We start from the raw sequence: 22,277 nt of genomic DNA on the forward strand, positions 1-22,277 counted from the left end.
AGGGTGGGCCGTGGGGGCGCTGGTCCCGACCGATCTGGTGGGGTGCCGGGCGTGGTCACGGTCAGGTGCGGCATATCCCGGGCGGGTGATCCCCGTTGTCAGCAGCAGCGAGAAGGCGAGGGAGCAGTGGGCAACCAGGCGTCTGTCCGATGAAGTCCACCGCAATCCCTGCTGTCCGTCCGGTATGGTGCGCATCGCATTCCCCGATTAAACGAATCAATGTGTTGTATGTTAATATCACTACACACAGTCGTTCATATGTTTTTACAAGAGTCAATATGACATTATAAATCGTTTAAATATCGTGCCGGTTCCGTTGAAAAATGGCGGATTCGTTGAGCAGAAAATCAAGGGATGATGCTCTGCCACGTAACAACCATATAGAATCGTATAAAAAACATTGAACAAATATGAATCGTGTGTAACGGTTCCACCATAGAAGTTCGTGATAGAGTCTCCATAAACCACAGCGGGTGATCGTATGTTTGAGACATTCCAGCCTTCAGCCATTCGTGCCCATGCCCTGACGGCGGATGCGGTGTCCGCTTTCCTGCCCATGCGTAGCCGCCTGCCACGATGGCGGGATATTTCGCGTTACGTGTCGCCGCTTGCGCTGGTGGCGCTGTGGCAGGTCAGTTGTTCCGTGGGCCTTGTCTCGACGCGCCTTGTCGCCTCACCAGCCCAGATTGCCGTGACGGCATGGTCGCTGCTGCGTGATGGCACGCTGGAGGCCAATCTCGGCATTTCACTGCTGCGTGCGGCACTGGGGCTGTCAATCGCGCTGCTGGCGGGGGTGGGCCTTGCCCTGGTTTCAGGGCTGTCGCGTATGGGCGAGGATATTGTCGATGCGCCGCTACAGATCATGCGCACCCTGCCGGTGCTGGCGCTGGTGCCGCTGTTCATTCTCTGGTTCGGGATAGGGGAGACGCCAAAGGTGCTTCTGGTCGCGCTTGGCGCAACCTTTCCTGTCTATCTCAACCTTCACAAGGGCATCCGCACGGTCGATCCGAAACTGCTGGAAATGGCGCGGACGCTGGGGCTTTCGCACGGGCAGACGGTGCGCGATGTAATCCTGCCCGCCGCTCTGCCTGACCTGTTGGTTGGCGTGCGCTACGCCGTGGGGGTTGCGTGGCTGATGCTTGTCGTGGCCGAACAGATCAACGCGGAAAGCGGCATCGGGCACATGATGATGGACGCGGAAGATTTTTTGCGGACGGACATCATCCTCGTGGGGCTGATGGTGTACGGCCTGCTTGGCCTGCTGTCGGATAATCTGGTCCGCGGGCTGGAGGCATGGCTGCTGGTCTGGCGCCCGCTTTCGCCGCGCCGGGGAGATGGCGCATGAATACGTTCCTGTCCCCACAGCAGATAGCGCTCGAACCGGTGGCCGGACCCGCCGCTGCCGCCGTGATGGTCAGTGGCCTGACCCGCCGTTTCGCCAGCGGTCCGGCGGTACTGGACGGGCTGGACCTGCACATTGCACCGGGCGAGTTCGTGGCCCTGCTGGGCCGCAGCGGGTCGGGCAAATCAACGCTGCTGCGCACGCTGTCGGGGCTTGACCCGGTAACGGCCGGGTCGGTCCGCCGCCCGGACAATATGGCGGTCGTGTTTCAGGAAAGTCGGCTGCTGCCGTGGCGGCGTGTCTGGCAGAATGTCGTTCTGGGCCAGAAAAAGGATGAGGCCAGCCGCGCCCGGGCCGAAGCCGTGCTGGTGGAGGTCGGGCTGGGCCATCGCACCGATGCATGGCCACTGACCCTGTCTGGCGGTGAGGCCCAGCGCGCCGCACTGGCAAGGGCGCTGGTGCGCGAGCCGGATTTCCTGATGCTGGACGAACCGTTCGCGGCACTGGACGCACTGAGCCGGTTGCAGATGCAGCGTCTTGTCGCGGCACTGTGGCAGCGCCATCGCTGCGCCGTCCTGCTGGTCACCCATGATGTGGATGAGGCGATCCTGCTGGCGGACCGGGCCGTGGTGCTCGAAGCCGGGCGCATCCGCACGGATATTGCCATACCGCTGGACCGCCCCCGTCGGCACACCGACCCCAGGTTTGAACGCTTCCGCCAGACATTGCTGGATGCGCTGGGTGTTCACGATGACTGACAGACCGGACAGGTCAGGCGCGCAGGCCCGGTTATTGGAAGGGAGACAGGATTTGTTGTTGTCGAGACGTCATGCCATTGCCGCGCTGGCGGCCCAGGGGGTCATGGCCGCTGTCCCGTGGCGCGCACATGGCGCGACCCGGACCATCCGGGTCGGTTATCAGAAATACGGCACGCTCATCTTGCTGAAAGCACGGGGCTTCCTTGAAGAAGCGCTGCGTCCCGCCGGGATCGGGGTGGAATGGGCCCAGTTTCCCGCCGGGCCGCCACTGTTGCAGGCGCTGGTGGCCGGGGCGCTGGATTTCGGGCAGACGGGTGACCTGCCGCCTGTCTTCGTTCAGGCGGCATCGCCCGATGCGCTGGTCTATGCCGGGCATGAAGCACGATGCGGCGCGAGTGAGGCGATCATCGTTCCTGCCACCAGTACCATCCGCACGGTTGCCGACCTGAAAGGCAGGCGCGTTGCGGTGACGCGGGGGGCGGATGCCCACTGGCTGCTGATCGCGTCACTCCGCAAACATGGCCTGAGCCTTGCTGATGTCACGGTCTCCTACCTTCTGCCCGCAGCAGCGCGTCCCGCGTTTGAAACGGGGCAGATTGATGCATGGGCGATCTGGGACCCGTACCTGTCCGGCGCAAACGCTAATACAAGGACGATTGCCACCGGCGACGATGTGGACGGGGGTACGGCATTCTACCTTGCCCGCCGGGGCTTCTGGGCGGAAAGCCCCGATCTGGTCCGCGCCGTTCTTGCCGCGGTGGCAAAATGCGATGACTGGGCTGCCAGCAACAGGGATGAAGTCGTTGCCCTGCTGGCGCACAGCACCGGGCTGGCGCCGGATGTGGTCGCCCGATCGCTTGCGAAGCTGCGGTACGGACTCCTGCCGATGACGCCCGATGTGATTGCAGGCCAGCAGAGGATTGCCGAAGGCTTTCACGCAGCGGGTCTGCTACCCGCAGTGCCGGACGTGGCCGCCGCGGCACCGCATATAATGTGATGGAAAGGTAAGACGGTGTGGATATGCCCCAAGTAAACACGACCACAAAGTGTTGTTTATCACAATTATGAAATAAACGATAAAGTAACTTATAAATATTTTACGATAAATATAAATGATATTGACTTAATGTAAAATATAATAAGAAAATAAAACAGAACTATAATTAACCGTTAAATGTAAAACGTTCCCGCCCACCAGATGAATCGAACCCCGATAGTGGTGTTCCGGAACGCCAGATGATTTCGTGATGCTGATGGCCCGGGACGTGTGCTTCCCATGGCCCGCCCGCATTGCCCAGACCATTCCGCCGTCACGCGGTGCCGCGTGATGGTTCCAGACAATATCCAGTTTCATGAGGGTTGTATGATGGTTCAGGCTCCTGAAAAGATAAATGTCCTGTGGTTCCTGCCCACACATGGTGAAACACGCTACCTCGGCTCGGCTGAAGGTGGCCGTTCGGTCGATCTGGCCTATCTGCAACAGGTTGCCCGCGCGGCGGACAGTCTGGGCTTTTATGGCGTGCTGATCCCCACCGGCCGCAGTTGCGAGGATTCATGGGTGGTTGCCTCGGCCCTCGTGCCCACGACCGAGCGGCTGAAGTTCCTGATCGCCCTGCGTCCCGGCCTGCTGTCTCCCACCCTTGCCGCGCGGATGACGGCAACGCTGGATCGCCTGTCACAGGGGCGGCTGCTGATCAATATCGTTACCGGCGGCGACCCGAAAGAAAACGCGGGCGACGGCGTTTTTCTTGATCACGCGCAACGCTATGCCGTTACGGATGAGTTCCTTGATATCTATTCACGGCTGATGCGTGGCGAGACGGTGACGCATCACGGCCCGCATTTCCATATCGAGGACGGGCACCTGCTCTTTCCGCCCCACCAGAAGAATGGCCCGCCACTCTATTTTGGCGGTTCGTCCGATGAGGGCATCCGCGTCGCCGCGAAGCGGGTCGATAAATATCTGACATGGGGCGAGCCGCCCGCGCAGGTGCGTGAAAAGATCGCCCGCGTCCGCGCAGCGGCGGAAAAGGAGGGGCGGGAAGTCAGTTTCGGCATCCGGCTGCACGTCATCGTCCGAGAAACCACCGAGGAGGCATGGGCTGCGGCGGACAGGCTGATTTCGCGGCTGGATGACGCGGCCATTGCGAAAGCGCAGGCCATCTTCTCACGGCTCAGTTCGGTGGGGCAGCAGCGTATGGCGGCCCTGCACGGCGGGCGGCGCGACCGGCTGGAAGTCAGCCCCAACCTGTGGGCAGGCGTGGGGCTGGTGCGCGGCGGGGCTGGCACGGCGCTGGTGGGGGACCCGGCAACGGTGGCCGAGCGGATTGATGAATACCGCCAGGCCGGTTGCGACAGCTTCATCTTTTCGGGCTATCCACATCTGGAGGAAGCATGGCGTTTTGGTGAACTGGTCCTGCCCCTGCTGCCCACGGCGCATGCCACGCGCCCGGCGGCCAGTGTGAACAATACAGGCCCGTTTGGGGAAAGCATCGCCAACACCATTCCGCCCCTGCAGGCGGCGTCCTGACGCGCGTGGCGCTGCCCCCGATGATGTGCATGCATCGCTGCCCCGCGTTCCACCGCCTGTAAACGACCCTGTCGTTGCCCCACATTACAGGAAGGAAATGCATCCCGAACCGGACCGCATCGCCCTGACTGACTGGATTGAACACGAAGCAGGCACGATGCGCGGGATTGCGGGGCAGGCATGGCGTAACCCGGTAACGTCACGCCTGCCTGATAAAGTCCTCGACTGGAAGCAAGGAAGAAGATCATGACCACACATCACGAACCGCCCACCGCAGCGCTCGAGCATCGCCTGAAAGAGGTGGAACGCGATCTGGCGCGTGCGGAGAAGGAAAATCCGGAGCACGTCCACGCCCTGAACGAAGAGAAGAAAAAGCTCGAAGCCCAGCTTGCCGGGCGCTGACAGGTGCTGCTGCCGTAACAGCGGCAGCCTATGGTAGTGGAGCGCCGCCAGCCTCCGGTTCACCGGCCCATCGGAAGATGGAGGCCGGATGACCGGGCTGGCGGTGCATCATATACCCAGTGTCAGGGAGGGGCCGCGACTGCGTGAACAGCATAGGGCTATGCTGCTCCCCTGTTCATCTTCCGTCAGGACCATGTCCCGGTGGTCCCCTTCACCAGACAGCAGCGGCACGACACAGGCGCCGCACATACCCTGCTCACACGACAGGGGTACATCCACCCCCGCCGCAAGCAGGGCGGATGCGATGCTCTGCCCCGAGGGTACGGTCACGGTCATTCCCGACTGCGCCAGAATGACCTCGAACGGACGGTCAGACATGGCGTGTGATGTTTCTGCAGAGCGGAAATATTCGGTGTGGATCTGGTCAGCCTGCCAGCCCGTGGCGACAGCGTGGGAAAAAACGGCGTTCATGAAGCCGTCCGGCCCACACAGCATGATGGCCGTATCGGCGGCAGGGTTGTCCAGCGCATCTGGATACCCGTTCTTCAGGCTCCGGCAGAATCGGACATGCGCCCCATACGGGCTTTGACGCAGCATATTCCCAAATGGCGCCTGCTCTGGCACGCGGGTGTAGTAATAAAGCTGCCAGTCAGCGCCGTCGCGTTGCAACCGGGTCATCATGGATAGCAGCGGGGTTATGCCAATCCCGCCTGCCACAAGAATGTAGCGCTGTGCCCGGGGTAGGGGGAACGCATTGCGCGGGTGGGATATCTGCAGTTCCATGCCCTGCCGGACCTGGGTGCATAATGATTCCGAGCCACCACGGGAATCAGCTTCGCGCTTGATGCACAGTTCATAGGCCCCGGGACCATCGGCCAGACCGCACAGGGAATACTGGCGGATCAGGCCCGAAGGCGTCATGACATCAATATGCGCGCCGGGTTCATGGGCGGGCAGGGCATCATCACCGGGGCGCGCGGCCAGACGCAGGCGCACGCACCCGGCCCCTTCGGGTGCGATCTCCTCGACAATGACAGGAAACAGGGAAGACATGGGCCGGGTCCCTTCAGGCCGTGAAGAACTGGCTCAGCCCCAGCGTGCGCAGGGCGCGGCGATAGGCGATCGAGCTACGGTCCGCCATCACGTGGGCTTCAAGCGTCGGGTCCAGCGGCAGGTTTTCCGGCTTCTGGGCTTCCACCAGCGCACGGTCTTCCTCAAACACCCGCAGGTTGAAGTCGTACACGTCCTGCAGCGGCAGGTCCTTGTCGAAATTGCGGCACATGGGTGCGAACATGCGCGTCTGGCGGGCCGAGACGGGGGATGCCGCGTTCATGATGACAAGCCGCCCGTTATCGGGGAAATGGATTTCCAACGTCGCGGTAAAGGGCACATGCACCCGGAAATGCCGCAGCCATTCAAAGCCCGGCCGACCCCGGTCGGTGCGGCCAATGGGGTAATTGCCGACGTTGCTGCGATATTCCGCCTCGAACCCGTCCGGTGTGACGCGGGTCTTATACGGCGGCACGACAGGATTTTCAGGGTCGGCAAAGGTATCGGTATGGACGAAGGCGAAGTGGGCCACGTCAATGAACCCTTCGACCTGCCGCCCGGCAAAGCCGCCAATATCAATCCACGGGCAGTTGATTTGCTGGAAGGACGGGTCATCCCAGTGCGGCATGGGGGGGATGTCGATTTTGTCCTCCACCGGCCGCAGGCAGGTCCAGATCAGGCCGTAGCGTTCCACCGCCGGATAGGTGCGCAGGTTGAGCTTTGATGGAATGGCGCTGTCCGGATGGGCGGGAACCCGGACACATTTGCCATGCCCGCCAAAGCGGAACCCGTGATACGGGCAGGCGATGGTCTGCCCGTCACCCTTGCCCATGCTGAGCGGCACGCCACGGTGGGGGCACAGGTCATCGGCCACGACAATGCTGTCTCCCGCCCGATAGACCACCAGCGGGGCATCCAGCAGGGTCACGCCCAGCGGCTGTTCACCCAGTTCGCGCACCAGGGCCACGGGGTACCAGTGGCGGGCCAGGATGGTCCAGTCATCCACATCAAACGTCATGTTGCGGGGCAGGCCGTGGGGCTCGGCAGGGCGGATGCTGGTGGCGGTGGTCATGACTGCTTCTCCTGAACAGGGCCGGTGCTTTCCGGCGGCTTTCAGAAAGATCATTTCACACGCAATCTGATCTCGGATATATCATAATTGATGGTTTTCCATTCTCAAAATAAGAACGCATGCAGCCCTTTTCCCGCTTCCTGATCTATTTCCTGGCGGTCGCCCGCCATTCTTCCATCCGCAAGGCGGCCGAGGACCTGCATATTGCGGGTTCAGCCATCAACCGGCACATCCTGCTGGGTGAAAAACAGCTCCAGACCCCGCTGTTCGAGCGCCTGCCCACCGGCATGCGCCTGACGGCGGCGGGGGAACTGCTGTATGGATGCGCGCGGCGCTGGGTTAAGGACCTTGATGACCTGAACCGCCAGATTGATGACCTGAAGGGCATACGCCGGGGGCAGGTTGACCTGCTCGCACCCGAGGCCCTGTCACGCGCCTTCCTGCCTGAACTGGTCAGGCGCATGAAGGAAAGCCACCCCGGCGTGGTGCTGAACATGAACATACGCGACACCCGGCGGATTCATGAGGCCCTGCTTTCTGGTGAAGGGGACCTTGCCCTTGTGCTGGACCCGGAGGAGTTGCGTGACCTGGTAGTGATCCGGCGCATGTCCTTCCCGCTTGGTTTTGTCTGCCGTCCTGACCATCCGCTGGCGCAGCATACCGCCATCCGGCTGACGCAATGCGCGGACTATCCCATGGTCGTGCCGGAACAGCCGCTGGCGCTTTCATCCGTCTTTGCGCGGCTTATGGATGCCGGGCGCATCGACCCCCGCATTTCGGCACGGGCGAACAATGTCCAGATGATCATCTCCCTCGTGGCGGCGGGCATTGGTATCGGTTTTCTGAGCTATCTGGATGTGATGTCCGAAGTGATGCGGGGGGATATGGCCTTTGTGCCGCTTGTGGGCGCCCACGTGCCGCACCTTACGCTGGCGCTGGTGCATGACCGCACGCGCCAGCTTTCACGCACCACGCATCTGGTCGGGAACATGATTGATGAAATCATGTCCCGGCACGTTGCCTGATACGGATGCCGCAGAACTGGTGGTGGCAGTATTCGGTCCTGTCCGAACGGAGGGGCGTGAATATCCGTTCCCCCAATAAAAACCCCCGTCTGCAACGTCAGTCGCAGGCGGGGAGCACATCCGGGGATCATGAAGACGGGTAACGGAAGGGGCCCGTCATCATGATCCATATGTATTTATTTACGCCGGTGCGTGGATGAGCTTTTTGTTGATGAATTCTTCTATGCCCAGTGAAGACAGTTCACGGCCATAGCCCGAATTCTTCACGCCACCAAACGGCAGGCCGGGTGCGGTCCATGTGGAGCGGTTGATGAAGACCATGCCCGTTTCAATCTGGCTGGCCACCCGCCTGCCGCGCGCGATATCGGTCGTAATGACGGAGCCACCCAGGCCGTAGGGGGAGTCATTGGCCAGGTCGATGGCGGACTGTTCATCCGGCACGCGGAAGATCATGGCCACGGGGGCGAAAAATTCCTGATGGAAAGCCGGGTTGTCCCTGCTGATGTTATCAAGAATGGTCGCCTGCAGGAAATAACCGGGGCGATCAATGCGCTTGCCGCCCGTAACCACGCGCGCACCATGCGCCACAGCACTCTCGATCTGGCCAAGCACCAGCTTCAGCGCGCTTTCACTGCATAGCGGGCCGAGGGTCGTCTTTTCATCCATCGGGTCGCCCGGCACCAGCTTTTCAAGCTCCGCCTTGAAGCGGGCAGTAAAGGCATCGGCAATCTTTTCATGCACGATAAACCGCTTCGCGGCGACACAGCACTGCCCGGTATTGTTCATGCGGCCCCAGACCGCCCATTTTACCGCAACATCCAGATCCGCATCATCCAGCACGATAAAGGCATCGCTGCCGCCCAGTTCCATGGTGCTTTTCTTGAGCGCGCTCCCGGCTTCCGCCGCCACGGCCTTGCCCGCGCGCTCGCTGCCGGTCAGCGCCACGCCGCGCACACGCGGGTCAGCAACCACGGTGGCCGACTGTTCGTTGGTGATGAACACGTTTGAATACGTGCCTTCCGGCGCGCCTGCATTGGCCAGCAGTTCTTCAAACATGACCGCGCATTGCGGCACGCCGGGGGCATGCTTAACAATCAGGACATTGCCCGCCATAAGGTTCGGGCCAGCAACGCGGGCAAGCTGGTAATAAGGGAAATTCCACGGTTCGATGCAGAATATGATGCCAATGGGCTGGCTCAGGACCGTGGCCTTGCCGTCATCAACCTTCAGGTCGGTGGGGGCAAGAAATCTCTCGGCATTATCGGCGTAGTAGTCAAGAATATCGGCGCTCAGGTCAACTTCTGCCTGCGCTTCGCGGAACAGCTTGCCCATTTCCACTGTAATGGGGGTTGCGAATGCATCCCGGTTATGGCGCATGATTTCAGCGGCCTTGTGCAGGACGGCCCGGCGTTCGGCAAAACTTTTTTTGCGCCAGTTGTTTTTATAGGTGTTGTCCGCCGTTTCAATAATACTGGCAAGCTGCGCATCCGAATGCAGGTCAAATGTCTTGAGCTTTTCTTCCGTGTACGGATTTATGGTCTGGTAAAGCATGGTGACTGTAACCTCCCGATATTTTCGGCTGAACACCCGCACACCCTGCGTCGGGGCCATGATCGGCCCGCCCGCCTCTATCTGCCGTAATGGTGTGTCAGGTTGTCCGCTGTATTTGTCTATATACGACCATATATAGTCATCCCTGTGTGACAAACCCTTTGCTGCTCAACATCGCGTGAAAATTCTTTTTTGCTACGGGGTGTTATGCGTTACGGGCAGGGCACGGTCGGGTGGACAAGAAGGACTGCTGCGGTCCTGTAATGGTCGCGCATGGTGCGGAATGCCGATGGGCCATGCCTTTGCCGGTGAAATTGGATTGCGGCTGCGGATAGCCTGCCGGCGTAGCGGGGCTTGCGGCAGGTCATGACCGGTTTGCGCCTGTCTTGCGCATTACGTACAATGGGCGTTATGGTGCTGACCCAGATATCAGGCGGGGAGGGGACATTGCCGGTGCGGTCAGGAGATCGGTATTGGCTTTTTCCTTATGCTGGCGCGGCCAGTCATTTACCCCGACCGTACAGGATGCGGCCGTCTGCCGGTTGCCCGGTCAGCCAGCCCGGCGTGTCTATCGAACTGGCGGGGGCAATATAATGGCCGTAGCCAGTCGGTGCCGTGACGATATACGGTTGCGCCCAGGCCCGAAGGGAGAAGGCCAGCAACGCCACCGGCCAGTTGTGTCAGCCCGTGTGCGTTTTTTGTATTTACGAACATTCACTTATATTTTAAATTATTAACCAATGTAAACTCCAGCTTTCATATATTATGATAACTTATCGCCTCGGTTATATATAAATATTAAGAATGGGATAAATAATCATGACTGTTAGCCAGATGCGTAAGAACATGTCGGAAAACGAAGGGTTCATCGCGGCCCTGGACCAGAGCGGTGGATCGACACCGGGTGCGCTCAGGCATTATGGCATACCCGACAGTGCCTACAGCACCGATGCGCAGATGTTTGCCCTGATGCATGAGATGCGGGTCAGGGTCATTACCGCTCCTGCCTTTACGGGCAAGAAGATCCTCGCGGCCATCCTGTTCGAGCAGACCATGAACGGACTGGTGAAGGATACGCCCGTCCCGACCTATCTGTGGAAGGAAAAGGGCGTTGTCCCGTTCCTGAAGGTGGACAAGGGGCTGGAAGCCGAGGCCGGGGGCGTGCAGTTGATGAAGCCCATCCCCAATCTGGACGCGCTGCTTGATCAGGCGATCGGAAAAGGTATTTACGGCACGAAGGCGCGCTCTGTCATCCGCCTGCCCGAGCCCGAGGGTGTCGCGGCAATCGTGAAGCAGCAGTTTGCCCTTGCGGAGCAGATCGCGCAGAAGGGGCTTGTGCCCATCCTTGAGCCGGAAGTCCTGATCAAGAGCCCGGACAAGGCCGGTGCGGAAGCCCTGCTGCATGATGAACTGCGCCGTGGTCTCGATGCCCTGCCGGGTGATTATCAGGTCATGCTCAAGGTCTCGATCCCGGAAAAGGCCGATCTTTACCTTGATCTCGTCAAGCACCCCCGGGTGCAGCGCGTTGTCGCCCTGTCGGGTGGTTACCCGCGTGATGAGGCCTGCCAGCGCCTGTCGGCCAATCATGGCATGATCGCCAGCTTCTCGCGCGCGCTGCTCGAAGACCTGCGCTACACCATGAGCGATGCGGAATTCGATGCGGCCCTTGCCAAGTCCATCGACCAGATTTTCAAGGCTTCAACCCAGAAGGCCTGAACCCGTGCCATTCCCCCTTCCACCAGCGGAAGGGGGGAGCGGAACAGGATGGTAGTAAAATAAAAACGGCTTCCGGGTATCTGGAAGCCGTTTTTATTTGCCCGGTGATTTAGAGACCGTTTGAAAAGCCATTTTACGGAACATCCTGTAATCATAAGGAAGTTTTTGGTGAAGCTTTTTGCAGAAAGCTTCAGGAAACGCCGCCTTTTTGAAAAAGGGCAGCACCCAAAAACTTTTATCGCTTTTTATCAATCAGTGATTTTCAAGCAGCCTCTCAGCGGGAGGGGCGAGGGGATGCCCCGGACGCACCTGGCAGGGCATGTGCCCCCAGATCACGCAGCGGCCAGCCTGCAAGCAGGTGCGATTCAATATCCTCCAGCGAGACGCCTTTTGTTTCCGGCACGTAAAACAGCGTGATGACGATGAACAGGGCGTTCATCCCGGCAAACAGCCAGAATGTATGGGCCTCTCCCAATGTATCGAGCACGCTCAGGAATGTATTGCTGACAGCCCAGTTCGTGGCCCAGTTGGTAAAGGTTGAGCATACAATCCCGAAATCACGGCCACGCAGGGGCTGGATTTCGGCGCATAACGTCCATACCAGCGGCCCCGCGCCAATGGCGAACCCCAGCACAAAAACCAGCAGCGACCCGACCATGGCAATCTGGGCTACGGTATCATGCCCGCCATATTCAACCAGCCCGCCAGCCAGCAGCATGCTGCCGGTCATGATGGCGCAGCTCAGCAGCAGCAGTGGCCGACGGCCCCAACGGTCAACCGTAACGATCGCGACGCATGTGGCAACAAGGTTGATCAGGCCGATCAGGGCCGTGGCCCAGCCTGCGGCGGAAACGCCGAAATTGGCGGCCTGAAACACCTTGGGCGCGTAATACATCAGCACATTGATGCCGGTAAGCTGCTGCATGATCTGTAGCACGATGCCCAGCCCAACCGAGCGCCGGAAGTTGGCGTTATGGCGGAAAAATGACAGCCCTTCGGACCGGCCCCGGGTCAGTTCGGTTGCGATGTCGGATATTTCCCGGTCCGCCTGCTGCGGGCTGGGGCGCAGGTAACGCATGACCTTGCGCGCGCGCAGCTTCTCGCCCCGCATCATGAGCCAGCGCGGGCTGTCAGGCAGGAACAGGCAACCGATAAGGAATACGGTGGCCGGCACCGTCATAAGCCCCAGCATCCACCGCCAGTGCGCGCCATGCGCCAGCATGCCATCGGTCACGTAGGACAGGAATATGCCGCCCGTCATCATTAACTGATAGCACGCGATCATGGAGCCACGCTGCGCCACGGCCGAGACTTCCGATATGTAAAGCGGTGCCGTGAAGGCCGCTATCCCCACCGCGAAACCAAGGAAAATCCGCCCGATAATCAGCAGCGCAACCGAAGGGGCCAGCGCGCTGATCAATGAGCCGACAAGGAAAAGGATGGAGGACCCCAGCAGCGCCCGCCTGCGGCCAAAGCGGAACGAGATTGTCCCGGCAATCAGTGACCCCACGGCCGCCGCCGCCATCATGGAGGAAACGATCCATTCCTGCGTGCGGGGCGATGCATTGAAATCGTTGCCAATAAAACGGAGCGCACCAGCAATGACGCCGGTATCCAGCCCGAACATGAGACCGGCAAGTGCTGCCAGGATACCAACAACAATGGCATGCCCCGGGGTGGAGACGCCCGTGGAAGTACTTCCGATGGTGGAGGTGGATTCAGTTGTGCGGTCATGGACAACCGGGTCAACTTCGGGCATTGGGCGGCACCTTCTTTTTTATTTATTGGAATATACGCGTCCTGTTGCACGGCTGCCGTGTACGGACACAAGTAATCCGGCCTGCGGTCAGGTGTGCTGAATGGTTACGGTCGCTGACAGGAGTGCATCAATGCATATATTCCCCCGCTGTGGGAAATATATATGCATCCGATTTCCAACATATTTCTGTGACAGAAATATTTAATAATTTTATATAAAATAGACGGGAAACCTAAAAATGGTGGCGATGAGGGGGGCCAGAACCCATCGTGTCTGCTAACAGCCTCATAATGGCGCGGAAAGGTGCCGCCTGAAATATGACATGTGCGGTCCGCATTGCAGGTATAAGTAACGGATTCGGCATTCAAGCAAGATATGGATATGGAATTGAATTCATCTCCATAATGTATTTTATATTCATATATATTCTATTTAATAATCCTAAAAATCTATTCGATTCTGTCTATTGGTTATTTTGTTCCGGCGTAATCTGCACATATTTTTGTGTACAGTTCCGGTATTTATCCCGGGTTTCGGGCCCTGTCCTGTCCGCGCCTGGCTGTGCTTCCGGCATCGTAGAACATGCAAAAAATCCCGGAAAACCGCGTGTTCTGTGAAGGTGACATATTCTGTCAGGTTTCAATAACAGCATATGGAAAATGTATGACCATGCGTGGTCAGAATAAATCGGTATCAAGGACTCGTGATTTACCAAGGCTGGTCGTGGAAGAAAATTGGGACTTCAATACAGGAACTGCCGCTCCAGACATGACGGCCTGTTCCCGGTGAGGAAATTGCAGGACTGTGCCCATTACATCCGGTCCTGTCCGTTATATTTGGGAAATATCGGCATATCAGTCCCTGTACTGCCACGTATGGCGGCAGGGTAATTGAACTCGGCACAGGTATGTGACGTACGTGGCATGCAGGCATGACAGGACAGGCAGCGTCCTTCCATGCAGCCCCATGTAACGACCGTTGCGACAGGGCTGGCCGTGACAATGGAGGACGATTTCATGCGTTCATTATTTCCTTGTCCCGTATGGGCGCCAGATGGCGCTGGAAGTACACGGGCGGATATTGACACCCTGAGTATCAATACAATCCGTACACTGGCTATGGATGCGGTGCAAAAAGCCAATTCCGGCCATCCGGGCACGCCCATGGCGCTTGCCCCGCCAGCCTATACATTGTGGCGTGAGGTCCTGAACTACGACCCCGCCAACCCGCTCTGGCCCAACCGCGACAGGTTCGTGCTCTCCATCGGGCATGCCTCCATGTTGCTGTATTCACTGATCTATCTTGCCGGTATCCGTGATGTCAGGGACGGGCGCGTCGTGGCCGACAGGCCATCCCTCACGCTGGCGGATCTCAAGCAGTTCCGCCAGCTCAATTCCCGCACGCCTGGCCACCCCGAATATGGCCATACCGCCGGTGTCGAGACCACAACCGGCCCGCTGGGGCAGGGATGTGGCAATTCGGTTGGCATGGCCATTGCCCAGAAATGGCTGGCTGCGCATTTCAACCGGCCCGGCTTCGACCTGTTTGACTATCACATCTACACATTCTGCGGCGATGGCGACAACATGGAGGGCGTGTCCAGCGAGGCGGCTTCCATCGCAGGGCACCTGAAGCTGGGCAACCTTACATGGATCTATGACAGTAATCATATTTCCATCGAGGGTAATACCCGCATCGCCTTTACCGAGAGCGTCCACAAACGCTTCGAGGCCTATGGCTGGCATGTCCTTGAACTGAAGGACGCCAATGATACAGGCGATTTCCGCCGCCTGCTGGCGGAGGCAAAGGCCGAGACCTCCCGCCCTACGCTGATCATTGTCCATTCCATCATTGGCTGGGGTTCGCCGCACAAGGCGGGCACGGCCGCCGCGCACGGCTCCCCCCTTGGTGTTGAGGAAATCCGCGAGACCAAGAAATTCTATGGCTGGCCGGAAGACAAGAGCTTCTATGTACCCGAGGGCGTGCCCGAGCACTTCCGGCAGGGAATTGGCACGCGTGGTGCGGCGGCAAGCAGGGCATGGTACGAACTGCTGGACCGCTACCGCAAGGAGCATCCCGACCTTGCCGCTCGGCTTGACCTGATCCTGGCCGGAAAACTGCCCGAAGGCTGGGACAGCCAGATCACGGATTTCCCGGCTGATGCCAAGGGACTGGCCTCACGCGCCAGTTCCGCCACGGTGCTTAATCAGGTTGCTTCCCGTTACCCATGGATGATTGGCGGCTCGGCCGACCTCTCGCCATCCACCAAGACGCACCTGACATTTGATGGCGCGGGTGATTTCCAGCCGCCGCAATGGGGCGGTACCTATGGCGGGCGCAACCTGCATTTTGGTGTGCGCGAGCACGCCATGGGGTCGATCTGCAACGGGCTGGCGCTGTCTTACCTGCGGCCGTACTGCTCGGGCTTCTTCATCTTCTCCGACTACATGAAGCCGCCCATCCGCCTCGCAGCGCTGATGAAGCTGCCGGTGCTGTATATTTTCACCCATGACTCCATCGGCGTGGGGGAGGATGGCCCGACCCACCAGCCCGTTGAGCAGCTTGCCCAGCTTCGGGCCACACCAGGTGTCACGCTCATCCGCCCGGCGGATGCCAACGAGGTGGCCGAAGCCTGGCGCACCCTTGTCCCGCTGGTTGACCGCCCCACCGTGCTGGTGCTGACGCGCCAGAACCTGCCCACCCTGTGCCGCAAGACCTATGCCCCGGCCACGGGGCTGGCAAAGGGCGCTTATGTGCTGGCTGATAGCAGCGATGGCAGGCCCGATGTCATCCTCATGGCCACAGGCAGCGAGGTCGGGCTGATCGTAAAGGCTTTCGAGCAGCTCAGGGCAGAGGGGGTAAAGGCGCGTATCGTCTCCATGCCCTCATGGGACCTGTTTGAAGCCCAGCCCCAGTCCTATCGCGACAGCGTGCTGCCGCCCGATGTCACCGCACGTGTGGCGGTGGAGCAGGCCGCGCGCCTTGGGTGGGAGCGCTATGTCGGCCTGCGTGGCGCAACTATCGTGATGCACTCCTACGGCGCATCGGCCCCCGCTGGTGAGCTTGAGGTCAAGTTCGGCTTCACGGTGGAAGCCGTGCTGGCCGCAGCCCGCAGGCAGCTTGCCGCCGGGCACTGACCGGATAGCCCAGCCGTAATGAAAGACCGGACAGCCACCGGGCAGACCATGCCGGGTGGCATCCGCAAAACAGGAAGGAAACATTTCATGACCGCGTATGAAGCCGGTACTGGTGACGCCGCCAACCCGCTGAAGCAACTGGCACGCCATGGCCAGTCGCCCTGGCTGGACTTTATCCAGCGTTCCTATACCGAAAGCGGCAAGCTGAAAAAGCTGGTGGAGGAAGACGGGCTGAAGGGCGTGACCTCGAACCCCTCGATCTTCCAGAAAGCCATGGGCCATGGCACCGATTACGACCCGCAGATACGCCAGATCCTTGCGGACAGGATCGTTGACGCCGGAACCCTGTACGAGACGCTGGCAATCCATGACATCCGTGCGGCTGCAAAGGTCCTGCACCCGGTCTATGCACAGACCGCGAAGGTGGACGGCTATGTCAGCCTTGAGGTCTCGCCCTATCTGGCACGCGATACGAAGGCCACGATTGCGGAGGCCCGCCGGTTGTGGATTGCCGTGGGCGCGCCCAACCTCATGATCAAGATCCCCGGAACGGATGAGGGCGCACCTGCGGTCCAGGCCGCCATTGCCGAAGGGATCAACGTCAACGTCACCCTGCTGTTTTCGTTGAGTGCCTACAAGAAAGTGGTGGAAGCCTACATCGCCGGGCTGGAAGAGCGCCTGAGCCGTGGCGAGAGCGTGAAGGGCATTGCCAGTGTCGCCTCCTTCTTCGTCAGCCGTATTGACGTGAAGATCGACAAGGAAATTGATGCCCGCATTGCCGCTGGTGACAGGGAGGCGGAAAGCCTCAGGGGCCTGCGCGGCAAGGTCGCGATTGCCAATGCCAAGCAGGCCTATGAATACTGGCAGGGCATTGTCAGAAGCCCCCGTTGGAAAAAACTGGCCGATGCCGGGGCCATGCCCCAGCGCCTGCTGTGGGCCAGCACCAGCACGAAGGACAAGACCTTCAGCGATGTGCTGTACGTGGACGGGCTGATCGGCCCCGAGACCGTCAACACCATCCCGCCCGCGACCTTCGATGATTTCCGTGACCATGGCAGGGTTGCCGATACCCTGACACAGGACCTGCCCGGCGCCCACAGGGTCATCAGTGAAGCCCGGCGTCTTGGCCTTGACCTCGACGGTGTGACCCGGACCCTTGTTACCGAAGGCGTGCGGGGGTTTGAGGATGCGTTTGATGCGCTCCTCGGCGCAATCGCGGCCAAGCAGGCGGCTTTTCTGGGGAACAAGGTCACCAAAACCACGCTGAACCTGCCTGCCAGCCTTGATACCGCGGTCAGGGAAGAACTGGAGGCATGGCGCACAAAGGGGAACGTCCGCCGCCTGTGGGCAGGGGACGCCACGCTATGGACCGGCCGGGACGAAGGCAACTGGCTGAAATGGCTGACGATTGTTGATGACCAGCTTCTCGCGCTGTCGAAGTTTGAGGAATTCCAGGCAGAGGTAAAGGCGCGCGGTTTCCGTGATGCGCTGCTGCTGGGCATGGGTGGCTCCAGCCTTGGCCCGGAAGTGCTGGCCCAGACATTCGGCAAGCATGAAGGCTTCCCGCACCTTTATGTCCTCGACAGCACTGACCCGCAGCAGATCAGGGATTTTCAGGACAGGATCGACATCAGCAGGACGCTGTTCATCGTCTCGTCCAAGTCCGGCGGCACGCTGGAGCCGAACATCCTCAAGGCCTATTTCTTCGATCAGGCGAAAAAGGTGCTGGGCGACAAGGTCGGATCGCACTTCATCACCGTGACCGATCCCGGCTCGCACATGGAAGACGTGGCGAAGAAGGACGGTTTCTGGAAAATCTTCTACGGTGAAAAGCAGATCGGTGGCCGTTATTCCGTTCTGTCCGATTTCGGTCTGGTGCCCGCCGCCGTGGCGGGCCTGCCGCTGAAGCTCCTGCTTGAATCCGCGCTGCGTGGTGAAAAGTCCTGCGCCGCCTCCGTCCCGCCCGCGCAGAACCCCGGCGTGGTGCTGGGCAGCGTGCTTGGCGTGGCCGCGCGTGATTTCGGGCGCGACAAGGTGACCATCATCGCGTCCCCCGGCATTTACGACATGGGTGCATGGCTGGAACAGCTTCTGGCGGAATCAACGGGCAAGGACGGCAAGGGCCTGATCCCAATTGATGACGAGACGATCGGCAAGCCCGATGTGTATGGCAAGGACCGTGTCTTCGCCTACCTGCGCCTGGCTGAAGATCCGTGCCCCCGGCAGGACGCGGCCTTCGCCGCGCTGGCCGAGGCGGGCGAGCCGGTGGTGACCATTGAACTGCATGAGCGCCGTCAGGTGCTTGAGGAGTTCTTCCGCTGGGAATTCGCCACCGCCGTGGCCGGTTCGATCATCGGCATCAACGCCTTCAACCAGCCTGATGTCGAGGCCTCGAAGATCGAGACCAAGAAGATCACCAACGCTTACAATGAAACCGGAAAGCTGCCGCCCTATGAGCCGTTTGCCAAGGATGGTCCCTTTGCCTTCTATGCCGACCCGAAAAACGCGGCGGCGCTGAAGGCTGGCACGACGGCGGAGGCGATCCTCAAGGCGCATTTCGCCCGCGCCGGGGCGGGTGATTACGTGGCGCTGCTGGCCTATATCGACCGTGATACGGCCACGCGCGAATGGATACAGAAGGTGCGGCTGTCCGTGCGCGATGGGCTGAAACTGGCCACGGCAGCCGAATTCGGCCCGCGTTTCCAGCATTCGACAGGGCAGGCCTACAAGGGCGGGCCCAACACGGGTGTGTTCATGCAGATCACCTGCGATGACGTGGTGAACCTGCCGGTGCCGGGTGAGAAATACACCTTCGGTATCGTGAAGGAAGCACAGGCCCGTGGTGACATGGAGGTGCTGGCCGAACGGGGCCGCCGCGTGCTGCGGGTGCATATCCATGGTGATCTGAAATCCGGCCTTGAAAAACTGGCGCAGGCCATCAGCGCCGCCGTCTGACCCATATCCGGGCCGACCCCGCCATGACCGGCGGGGTCCACGTTTTCACCAGCCCGAACGCGGGCTGAAGCGCGGGGGTGCGCCCCTGCTACAGGAGTAATGACAATCATGCAGATTGGTATAGTGGGCCTGGGCAAGATGGGCGGCAACATCGCCATCCGCCTGACACGCCACGGGCACGATGTGGTGCTTTATGACCGTGACCCCGGTGTGATTTCCAAGGTTGCGGAACGGGCCGAGGCCGGCAAGACCATCGCCTCATCCGGGCTGAAGGACATGGTGTCCAGGCTGACGGCACAACGCCGGATCATCTGGCTCATGCTGCCCGCAGGCTCCGTGACCGAGGCAGCAGTACAGGAACTGGACGGCCTGCTGGGCAAGGGTGATATCCTGATCGACGGTGGAAATTCCTTCTACAAGGATGACATCCGCCGCGCCGCCGAGCTGGCGAAAAAGGGCATCCATTACATTGATGTCGGCACATCGGGCGGCGTGTGGGGGCTGGAGCGCGGCTACTGCATGATGTACGGCGGCAGCAAGGATGCGACCGATCATATCGACCCCATCCTGTCCGCCCTTGCGCCGGGTCTGGGCACTATCCCGCGCACGCCCAACCGCGACAAGCCCGGCTTCGACCCGCGCGCCGAACTGGGCTACCTGCATTGCGGTCCCGCCGGTTCTGGCCACTTCGTGAAGATGGTCCATAACGGCATCGAATACGGCATCATGCAGGCCTTTGCCGAGGGCTTCCATGTCATGAAGTCCAAGAACTCGACCGACCTGCCCGAAGACCAGCGCTTTGAGCTGAACATGACCGACATTGCGGAAGTATGGCGGCGGGGCAGCGTGGTGTCCTCGTGGCTTCTGGACCTTTCGGCGCGTGCGCTGGCGGGCAATCCCGACCTGTCCAACTACAAGGGCGACGTGGCGGATTCCGGCGAGGGGCGCTGGACCATCGAGGCCGCGATTGAGGAAGCCGTGCCCGTTCCGGTCATGACGGAGGCCCTGTTCACCCGCTTCCGTTCGCGCACCGGCAACAACTTTGCCGAGAAGATGCTGTCAGCCATGCGCTTCGGCTTTGGTGGCCATATCGAAGGCACGAACAACTGAGTTCGGCCGCCAGATGACACACCCGGCCGGTACCGACCACGCTGGCACCCAACGACCACGGGCGGGCCTGCCGGGTTTTACGCACCAGAAAAGTTCAGGGATTCAGGGAGAAGCAAGATGGAGAGCATTGTCGCATCCGCGTCCTCGCAGATTGACGACACGCGGCATGAAAACATGCCGCGTCGGGGGCCGCCGGGGGTATTTGTCATATTTGGCGGGGGCGGGGACCTGACGCATCGCCTTCTGGTCCCGGCACTCTACAACCTCGCCAGTGCTGGCCTGCTGGACAGTCACTTCTCCATCATCGTGGTGGACCGGGCTGATGTCACGGCCACCGACCTGCGCCACAGCTTTCATGAATCCCTGAAGAACTTCGTCACCAGTCGCGGGACCGAAGCCGTCAGCCTGCATGATGACATATGGCAGCGCCTGGCCACCAGCATCGACTATGTGCGCGGCTCCTTCGAGGATACGGCGACGTATGATGCCCTGAGCCAGAAAATCGGCAACCAGAACTGTATTTTCTACCTTGCGGTGGCGGCCCGTTTCTTTGGTCCCATCGTGGACCAGCTTGGCGCATCGGGGCTTGCCAAGGAAAGCACGAAGGCTTTTCGCCGCGTCATTATTGAAAAACCCTTCGGCAGCGACCTTGCATCCGCCATCGTGCTGAATGAGCGGCTGCTGCGCACGCTTGATGAATCCCAGATTTACCGGATCGACCATTATCTGGGCAAGGAGACGGTGCAGAACATTCTTGCCCTGCGCTTTTCCAACGGGTTTTTCGAGCCGTTGTGGAACCGCGACAATATCGACCATATCCAGATCACCGCAGCCGAGACGGTTGGCGTGGAACAGCGTGCGCGGTTTTATGAAAGCACGGGCGCGGTGCGCGATATGGTCCCCAACCATGTCATGCAGCTTCTGGCCATGACGGCCATGGAAGCGCCCATCTCGTTCGATGCCGATGCCGTGCGTGATGAAAAGACCAAGGTGCTCAAGGCCATCCATACCGTGCAGTCCCATGACGTGGTGCGCGGGCAGTACACGGCGGGTAGCATCAAGGGGCAGCCCGTTGTCGGTTACCGTGAGGAACCGGGCGTGGACCCCCATTCCCACACCGAAACCTATGTCGCGATGAAGCTCATGATCGACAACTGGCGCTGGGCCGGTGTGCCGTTCTATGTGCGCACGGGCAAGCGGCTGGCCGCGCGCAAGACGGAAATCGCGGTGCATTTCAAGTCAGCGCCCTATGCCCTGTTCCGTGACACGCCGGTTGACAGGCTCACGCCCAATATCATGCTGCTGCATATCCAGCCGACCGAAGGCGTGACATTGCAGTTTTCCGCCAAGATTCCCGGCCCCACGGTGCATCTGGGCGGCGTGCGCATGAAGTTCGATTATTCGGAATGGTTTCATGAGGGGCCAAGCACCGGCTACGAGACCCTGCTGTATGACTGCATGATTGGCGATGCGACGCTGTTCCAGCGCGCGGATAATATCGAGGCCGGATGGCGCGTGGTGCAACCCGTGCTGGACCAGATGCACGCCCCCGCCGGGCTGGATTTCTATACCGCCGGAAGCGAGGGGCCAAAGGCTGCCGATGACCTGCTGGCGCGTGACCACCGCCACTGGCTCAAGATCGGGTCATGACCATGCCCGCCGATACCCCCCGGAAAAACCGTAACCTGACAGGAGGGTACGCCCGTGCCTGAACAAAAGATACGCCTGGTACTGGCGGATGTGGACGGCACGCTGGTCACGAAGGACAAGATCCTGACGCCACGCGCGATCAGGGCGGTCGAACGCCTGCGTGAGCGCGGCATCCTGTTCACCATCACCAGTGGCCGCCCGCCCAAGGGCATGAAGATGG

Annotated in this window: 18 protein-coding genes; 13 read left to right on the forward strand and 5 right to left on the reverse strand. The window is 60.3% G+C overall.

The window, feature by feature from the left end; genetic code table 11:
• Window positions 1–195 (reverse strand): hypothetical protein (locus DY926_RS17690; RefSeq protein WP_206609045.1); only part of this gene is annotated, 195 nt, incomplete at its 3' end.
• A 361-nt stretch (window positions 196–556) separates the two neighbouring features.
• Here DY926_RS17690 and DY926_RS11395 point away from each other — a divergent pair.
• The 6 genes from DY926_RS11395 to DY926_RS17565 all read left to right on the forward strand — a co-directional run bounded on the left by DY926_RS11395 (window position 557) and on the right by DY926_RS17565 (window position 5,032).
• On the forward strand, window positions 557–1,345 hold the full coding sequence (locus DY926_RS11395) for an ABC transporter permease (RefSeq protein WP_116703491.1): 789 nt from the start codon (window positions 557–559) through the stop codon (window positions 1,343–1,345).
• A gap of 65 nt (window positions 1,346–1,410) precedes the next feature.
• A complete protein-coding gene (locus DY926_RS11400) occupies window positions 1,411–2,100 on the forward strand; it encodes an ABC transporter ATP-binding protein (RefSeq protein WP_241503179.1) in 690 nt (229 codons plus the stop codon).
• A 58-nt stretch (window positions 2,101–2,158) separates the two neighbouring features.
• A complete protein-coding gene (locus DY926_RS11405) occupies window positions 2,159–3,097 on the forward strand; it encodes an aliphatic sulfonate ABC transporter substrate-binding protein (RefSeq protein ID WP_241503177.1) in 939 nt (312 codons plus the stop codon).
• 366 nt (window positions 3,098–3,463) lie between these two features.
• Complete coding sequence (ssuD, locus tag DY926_RS11410) at window positions 3,464–4,630, forward strand: FMNH2-dependent alkanesulfonate monooxygenase (RefSeq protein WP_116703484.1); 1,167 nt, start codon at window positions 3,464–3,466, stop codon at window positions 4,628–4,630.
• Between the two features lie 97 nt (window positions 4,631–4,727).
• Window positions 4,728–4,880 carry a hypothetical protein gene (locus DY926_RS17310; protein ID WP_158551966.1) on the forward strand — a complete coding sequence of 51 codons (153 nt, stop codon included), beginning with the start codon at window positions 4,728–4,730 and terminating at the stop codon, window positions 4,878–4,880.
• Window positions 4,877–5,032, forward strand: a complete 156-nt coding sequence (locus DY926_RS17565; protein WP_186336153.1) for a hypothetical protein — start codon at window positions 4,877–4,879, stop codon at window positions 5,030–5,032. Before DY926_RS17310 ends, DY926_RS17565 begins: the two co-directional genes overlap by 4 nt.
• 108 nt (window positions 5,033–5,140) lie before the next feature.
• On the opposite strand, the gene DY926_RS11415 is transcribed toward DY926_RS17565, so the two are convergent.
• Window positions 5,141–6,085, reverse strand: a complete 945-nt coding sequence (locus DY926_RS11415; RefSeq protein WP_116703485.1) for a PDR/VanB family oxidoreductase — start codon at window positions 6,083–6,085, stop codon at window positions 5,141–5,143.
• Between the two features lie 13 nt (window positions 6,086–6,098).
• Complete coding sequence (locus tag DY926_RS11420) at window positions 6,099–7,154, reverse strand: aromatic ring-hydroxylating dioxygenase subunit alpha (protein WP_116703486.1); 1,056 nt, start codon at window positions 7,152–7,154, stop codon at window positions 6,099–6,101.
• A gap of 119 nt (window positions 7,155–7,273) precedes the next feature.
• Here DY926_RS11420 and DY926_RS11425 point away from each other — a divergent pair, with 119 nt between their 5' ends.
• Window positions 7,274–8,179 carry a LysR family transcriptional regulator gene (locus DY926_RS11425; RefSeq protein WP_116703487.1) on the forward strand — a complete coding sequence of 302 codons (906 nt, stop codon included), beginning with the start codon at window positions 7,274–7,276 and terminating at the stop codon, window positions 8,177–8,179.
• A gap of 180 nt (window positions 8,180–8,359) precedes the next feature.
• Here DY926_RS11425 and DY926_RS11430 read toward each other — a convergent pair whose 3' ends face one another.
• On the reverse strand, window positions 8,360–9,730 hold the full coding sequence (locus tag DY926_RS11430; protein WP_116703488.1) for an NAD-dependent succinate-semialdehyde dehydrogenase: 1,371 nt from the start codon (window positions 9,728–9,730) through the stop codon (window positions 8,360–8,362).
• A gap of 819 nt (window positions 9,731–10,549) precedes the next feature.
• Between DY926_RS11430 and DY926_RS11435 the strand changes: the two genes are divergently transcribed.
• On the forward strand, window positions 10,550–11,446 hold the full coding sequence (locus tag DY926_RS11435) for a fructose bisphosphate aldolase (RefSeq protein ID WP_116703489.1): 897 nt from the start codon (window positions 10,550–10,552) through the stop codon (window positions 11,444–11,446).
• A 274-nt stretch (window positions 11,447–11,720) separates the two neighbouring features.
• Here DY926_RS11435 and DY926_RS11440 read toward each other — a convergent pair whose 3' ends face one another.
• Window positions 11,721–13,205 (reverse strand): sugar porter family MFS transporter, encoded by a 1,485-nt coding sequence (locus DY926_RS11440; protein WP_241503178.1) that lies wholly within the window; start codon window positions 13,203–13,205, stop codon window positions 11,721–11,723.
• 1,016 nt (window positions 13,206–14,221) lie between these two features.
• Here DY926_RS11440 and tkt point away from each other — a divergent pair.
• From tkt to DY926_RS11465, 5 genes are all read left to right on the forward strand, one after another.
• The gene (tkt, locus tag DY926_RS11445) at window positions 14,222–16,342 is read left to right on the forward strand and encodes a transketolase (RefSeq protein WP_116703494.1); all 2,121 of its coding nucleotides are present in this window, start codon (window positions 14,222–14,224) and stop codon (window positions 16,340–16,342) included.
• 87 nt (window positions 16,343–16,429) lie between these two features.
• Complete coding sequence (locus DY926_RS11450; RefSeq protein ID WP_116703495.1) at window positions 16,430–19,297, forward strand: bifunctional transaldolase/phosoglucose isomerase; 2,868 nt, start codon at window positions 16,430–16,432, stop codon at window positions 19,295–19,297.
• Window positions 19,298–19,405: 108 nt separating this feature from the next.
• Complete coding sequence (gene gnd / locus DY926_RS11455) at window positions 19,406–20,407, forward strand: phosphogluconate dehydrogenase (NAD(+)-dependent, decarboxylating) (RefSeq protein ID WP_116703496.1); 1,002 nt, start codon at window positions 19,406–19,408, stop codon at window positions 20,405–20,407.
• A gap of 117 nt (window positions 20,408–20,524) precedes the next feature.
• Window positions 20,525–22,057 carry a glucose-6-phosphate dehydrogenase gene (gene zwf / locus DY926_RS11460; RefSeq protein ID WP_116703490.1) on the forward strand — a complete coding sequence of 511 codons (1,533 nt, stop codon included), beginning with the start codon at window positions 20,525–20,527 and terminating at the stop codon, window positions 22,055–22,057.
• A gap of 54 nt (window positions 22,058–22,111) precedes the next feature.
• The coding region (locus DY926_RS11465; RefSeq protein WP_148707768.1) for an HAD family hydrolase at window positions 22,112–22,277 on the forward strand (166 nt) is incomplete at its 3' end.

It is taken from the genome of Komagataeibacter melaceti, assembly GCF_003403295.1.
GTDB classification, from domain to species: Bacteria; Pseudomonadota; Alphaproteobacteria; order Acetobacterales; family Acetobacteraceae; genus Komagataeibacter; species Komagataeibacter melaceti.

Coding starts and splice junctions, on each gene's coding strand:
- DY926_RS11395 (WP_116703491.1), top strand. CDS start 557: ATGCGTAGCCGCCTGCCACGATGGCGGGATATTTCGCGTTACGTGTCG.
- DY926_RS11400 (WP_241503179.1), top strand. CDS start 1,411: ATGGTCAGTGGCCTGACCCGCCGTTTCGCCAGCGGTCCGGCGGTACTG.
- ssuD (WP_116703484.1), top strand. CDS start 3,464: ATGATGGTTCAGGCTCCTGAAAAGATAAATGTCCTGTGGTTCCTGCCC.
- DY926_RS17310 (WP_158551966.1), top strand. CDS start 4,728: ATGCATCCCGAACCGGACCGCATCGCCCTGACTGACTGGATTGAACAC.
- DY926_RS17565 (WP_186336153.1), top strand. CDS start 4,877: ATGACCACACATCACGAACCGCCCACCGCAGCGCTCGAGCATCGCCTG.
- DY926_RS11415 (WP_116703485.1), bottom strand. CDS start 6,085: ATGTCTTCCCTGTTTCCTGTCATTGTCGAGGAGATCGCACCCGAAGGG.
- DY926_RS11420 (WP_116703486.1), bottom strand. CDS start 7,154: ATGACCACCGCCACCAGCATCCGCCCTGCCGAGCCCCACGGCCTGCCC.
- DY926_RS11425 (WP_116703487.1), top strand. CDS start 7,274: ATGCAGCCCTTTTCCCGCTTCCTGATCTATTTCCTGGCGGTCGCCCGC.
- DY926_RS11430 (WP_116703488.1), bottom strand. CDS start 9,730: ATGCTTTACCAGACCATAAATCCGTACACGGAAGAAAAGCTCAAGACA.
- DY926_RS11435 (WP_116703489.1), top strand. CDS start 10,550: ATGACTGTTAGCCAGATGCGTAAGAACATGTCGGAAAACGAAGGGTTC.
- DY926_RS11440 (WP_241503178.1), bottom strand. CDS start 13,205: ATGCCCGAAGTTGACCCGGTTGTCCATGACCGCACAACTGAATCCACC.
- tkt (WP_116703494.1), top strand. CDS start 14,222: ATGCGTTCATTATTTCCTTGTCCCGTATGGGCGCCAGATGGCGCTGGA.
- DY926_RS11450 (WP_116703495.1), top strand. CDS start 16,430: ATGACCGCGTATGAAGCCGGTACTGGTGACGCCGCCAACCCGCTGAAG.
- gnd (WP_116703496.1), top strand. CDS start 19,406: ATGCAGATTGGTATAGTGGGCCTGGGCAAGATGGGCGGCAACATCGCC.
- zwf (WP_116703490.1), top strand. CDS start 20,525: ATGGAGAGCATTGTCGCATCCGCGTCCTCGCAGATTGACGACACGCGG.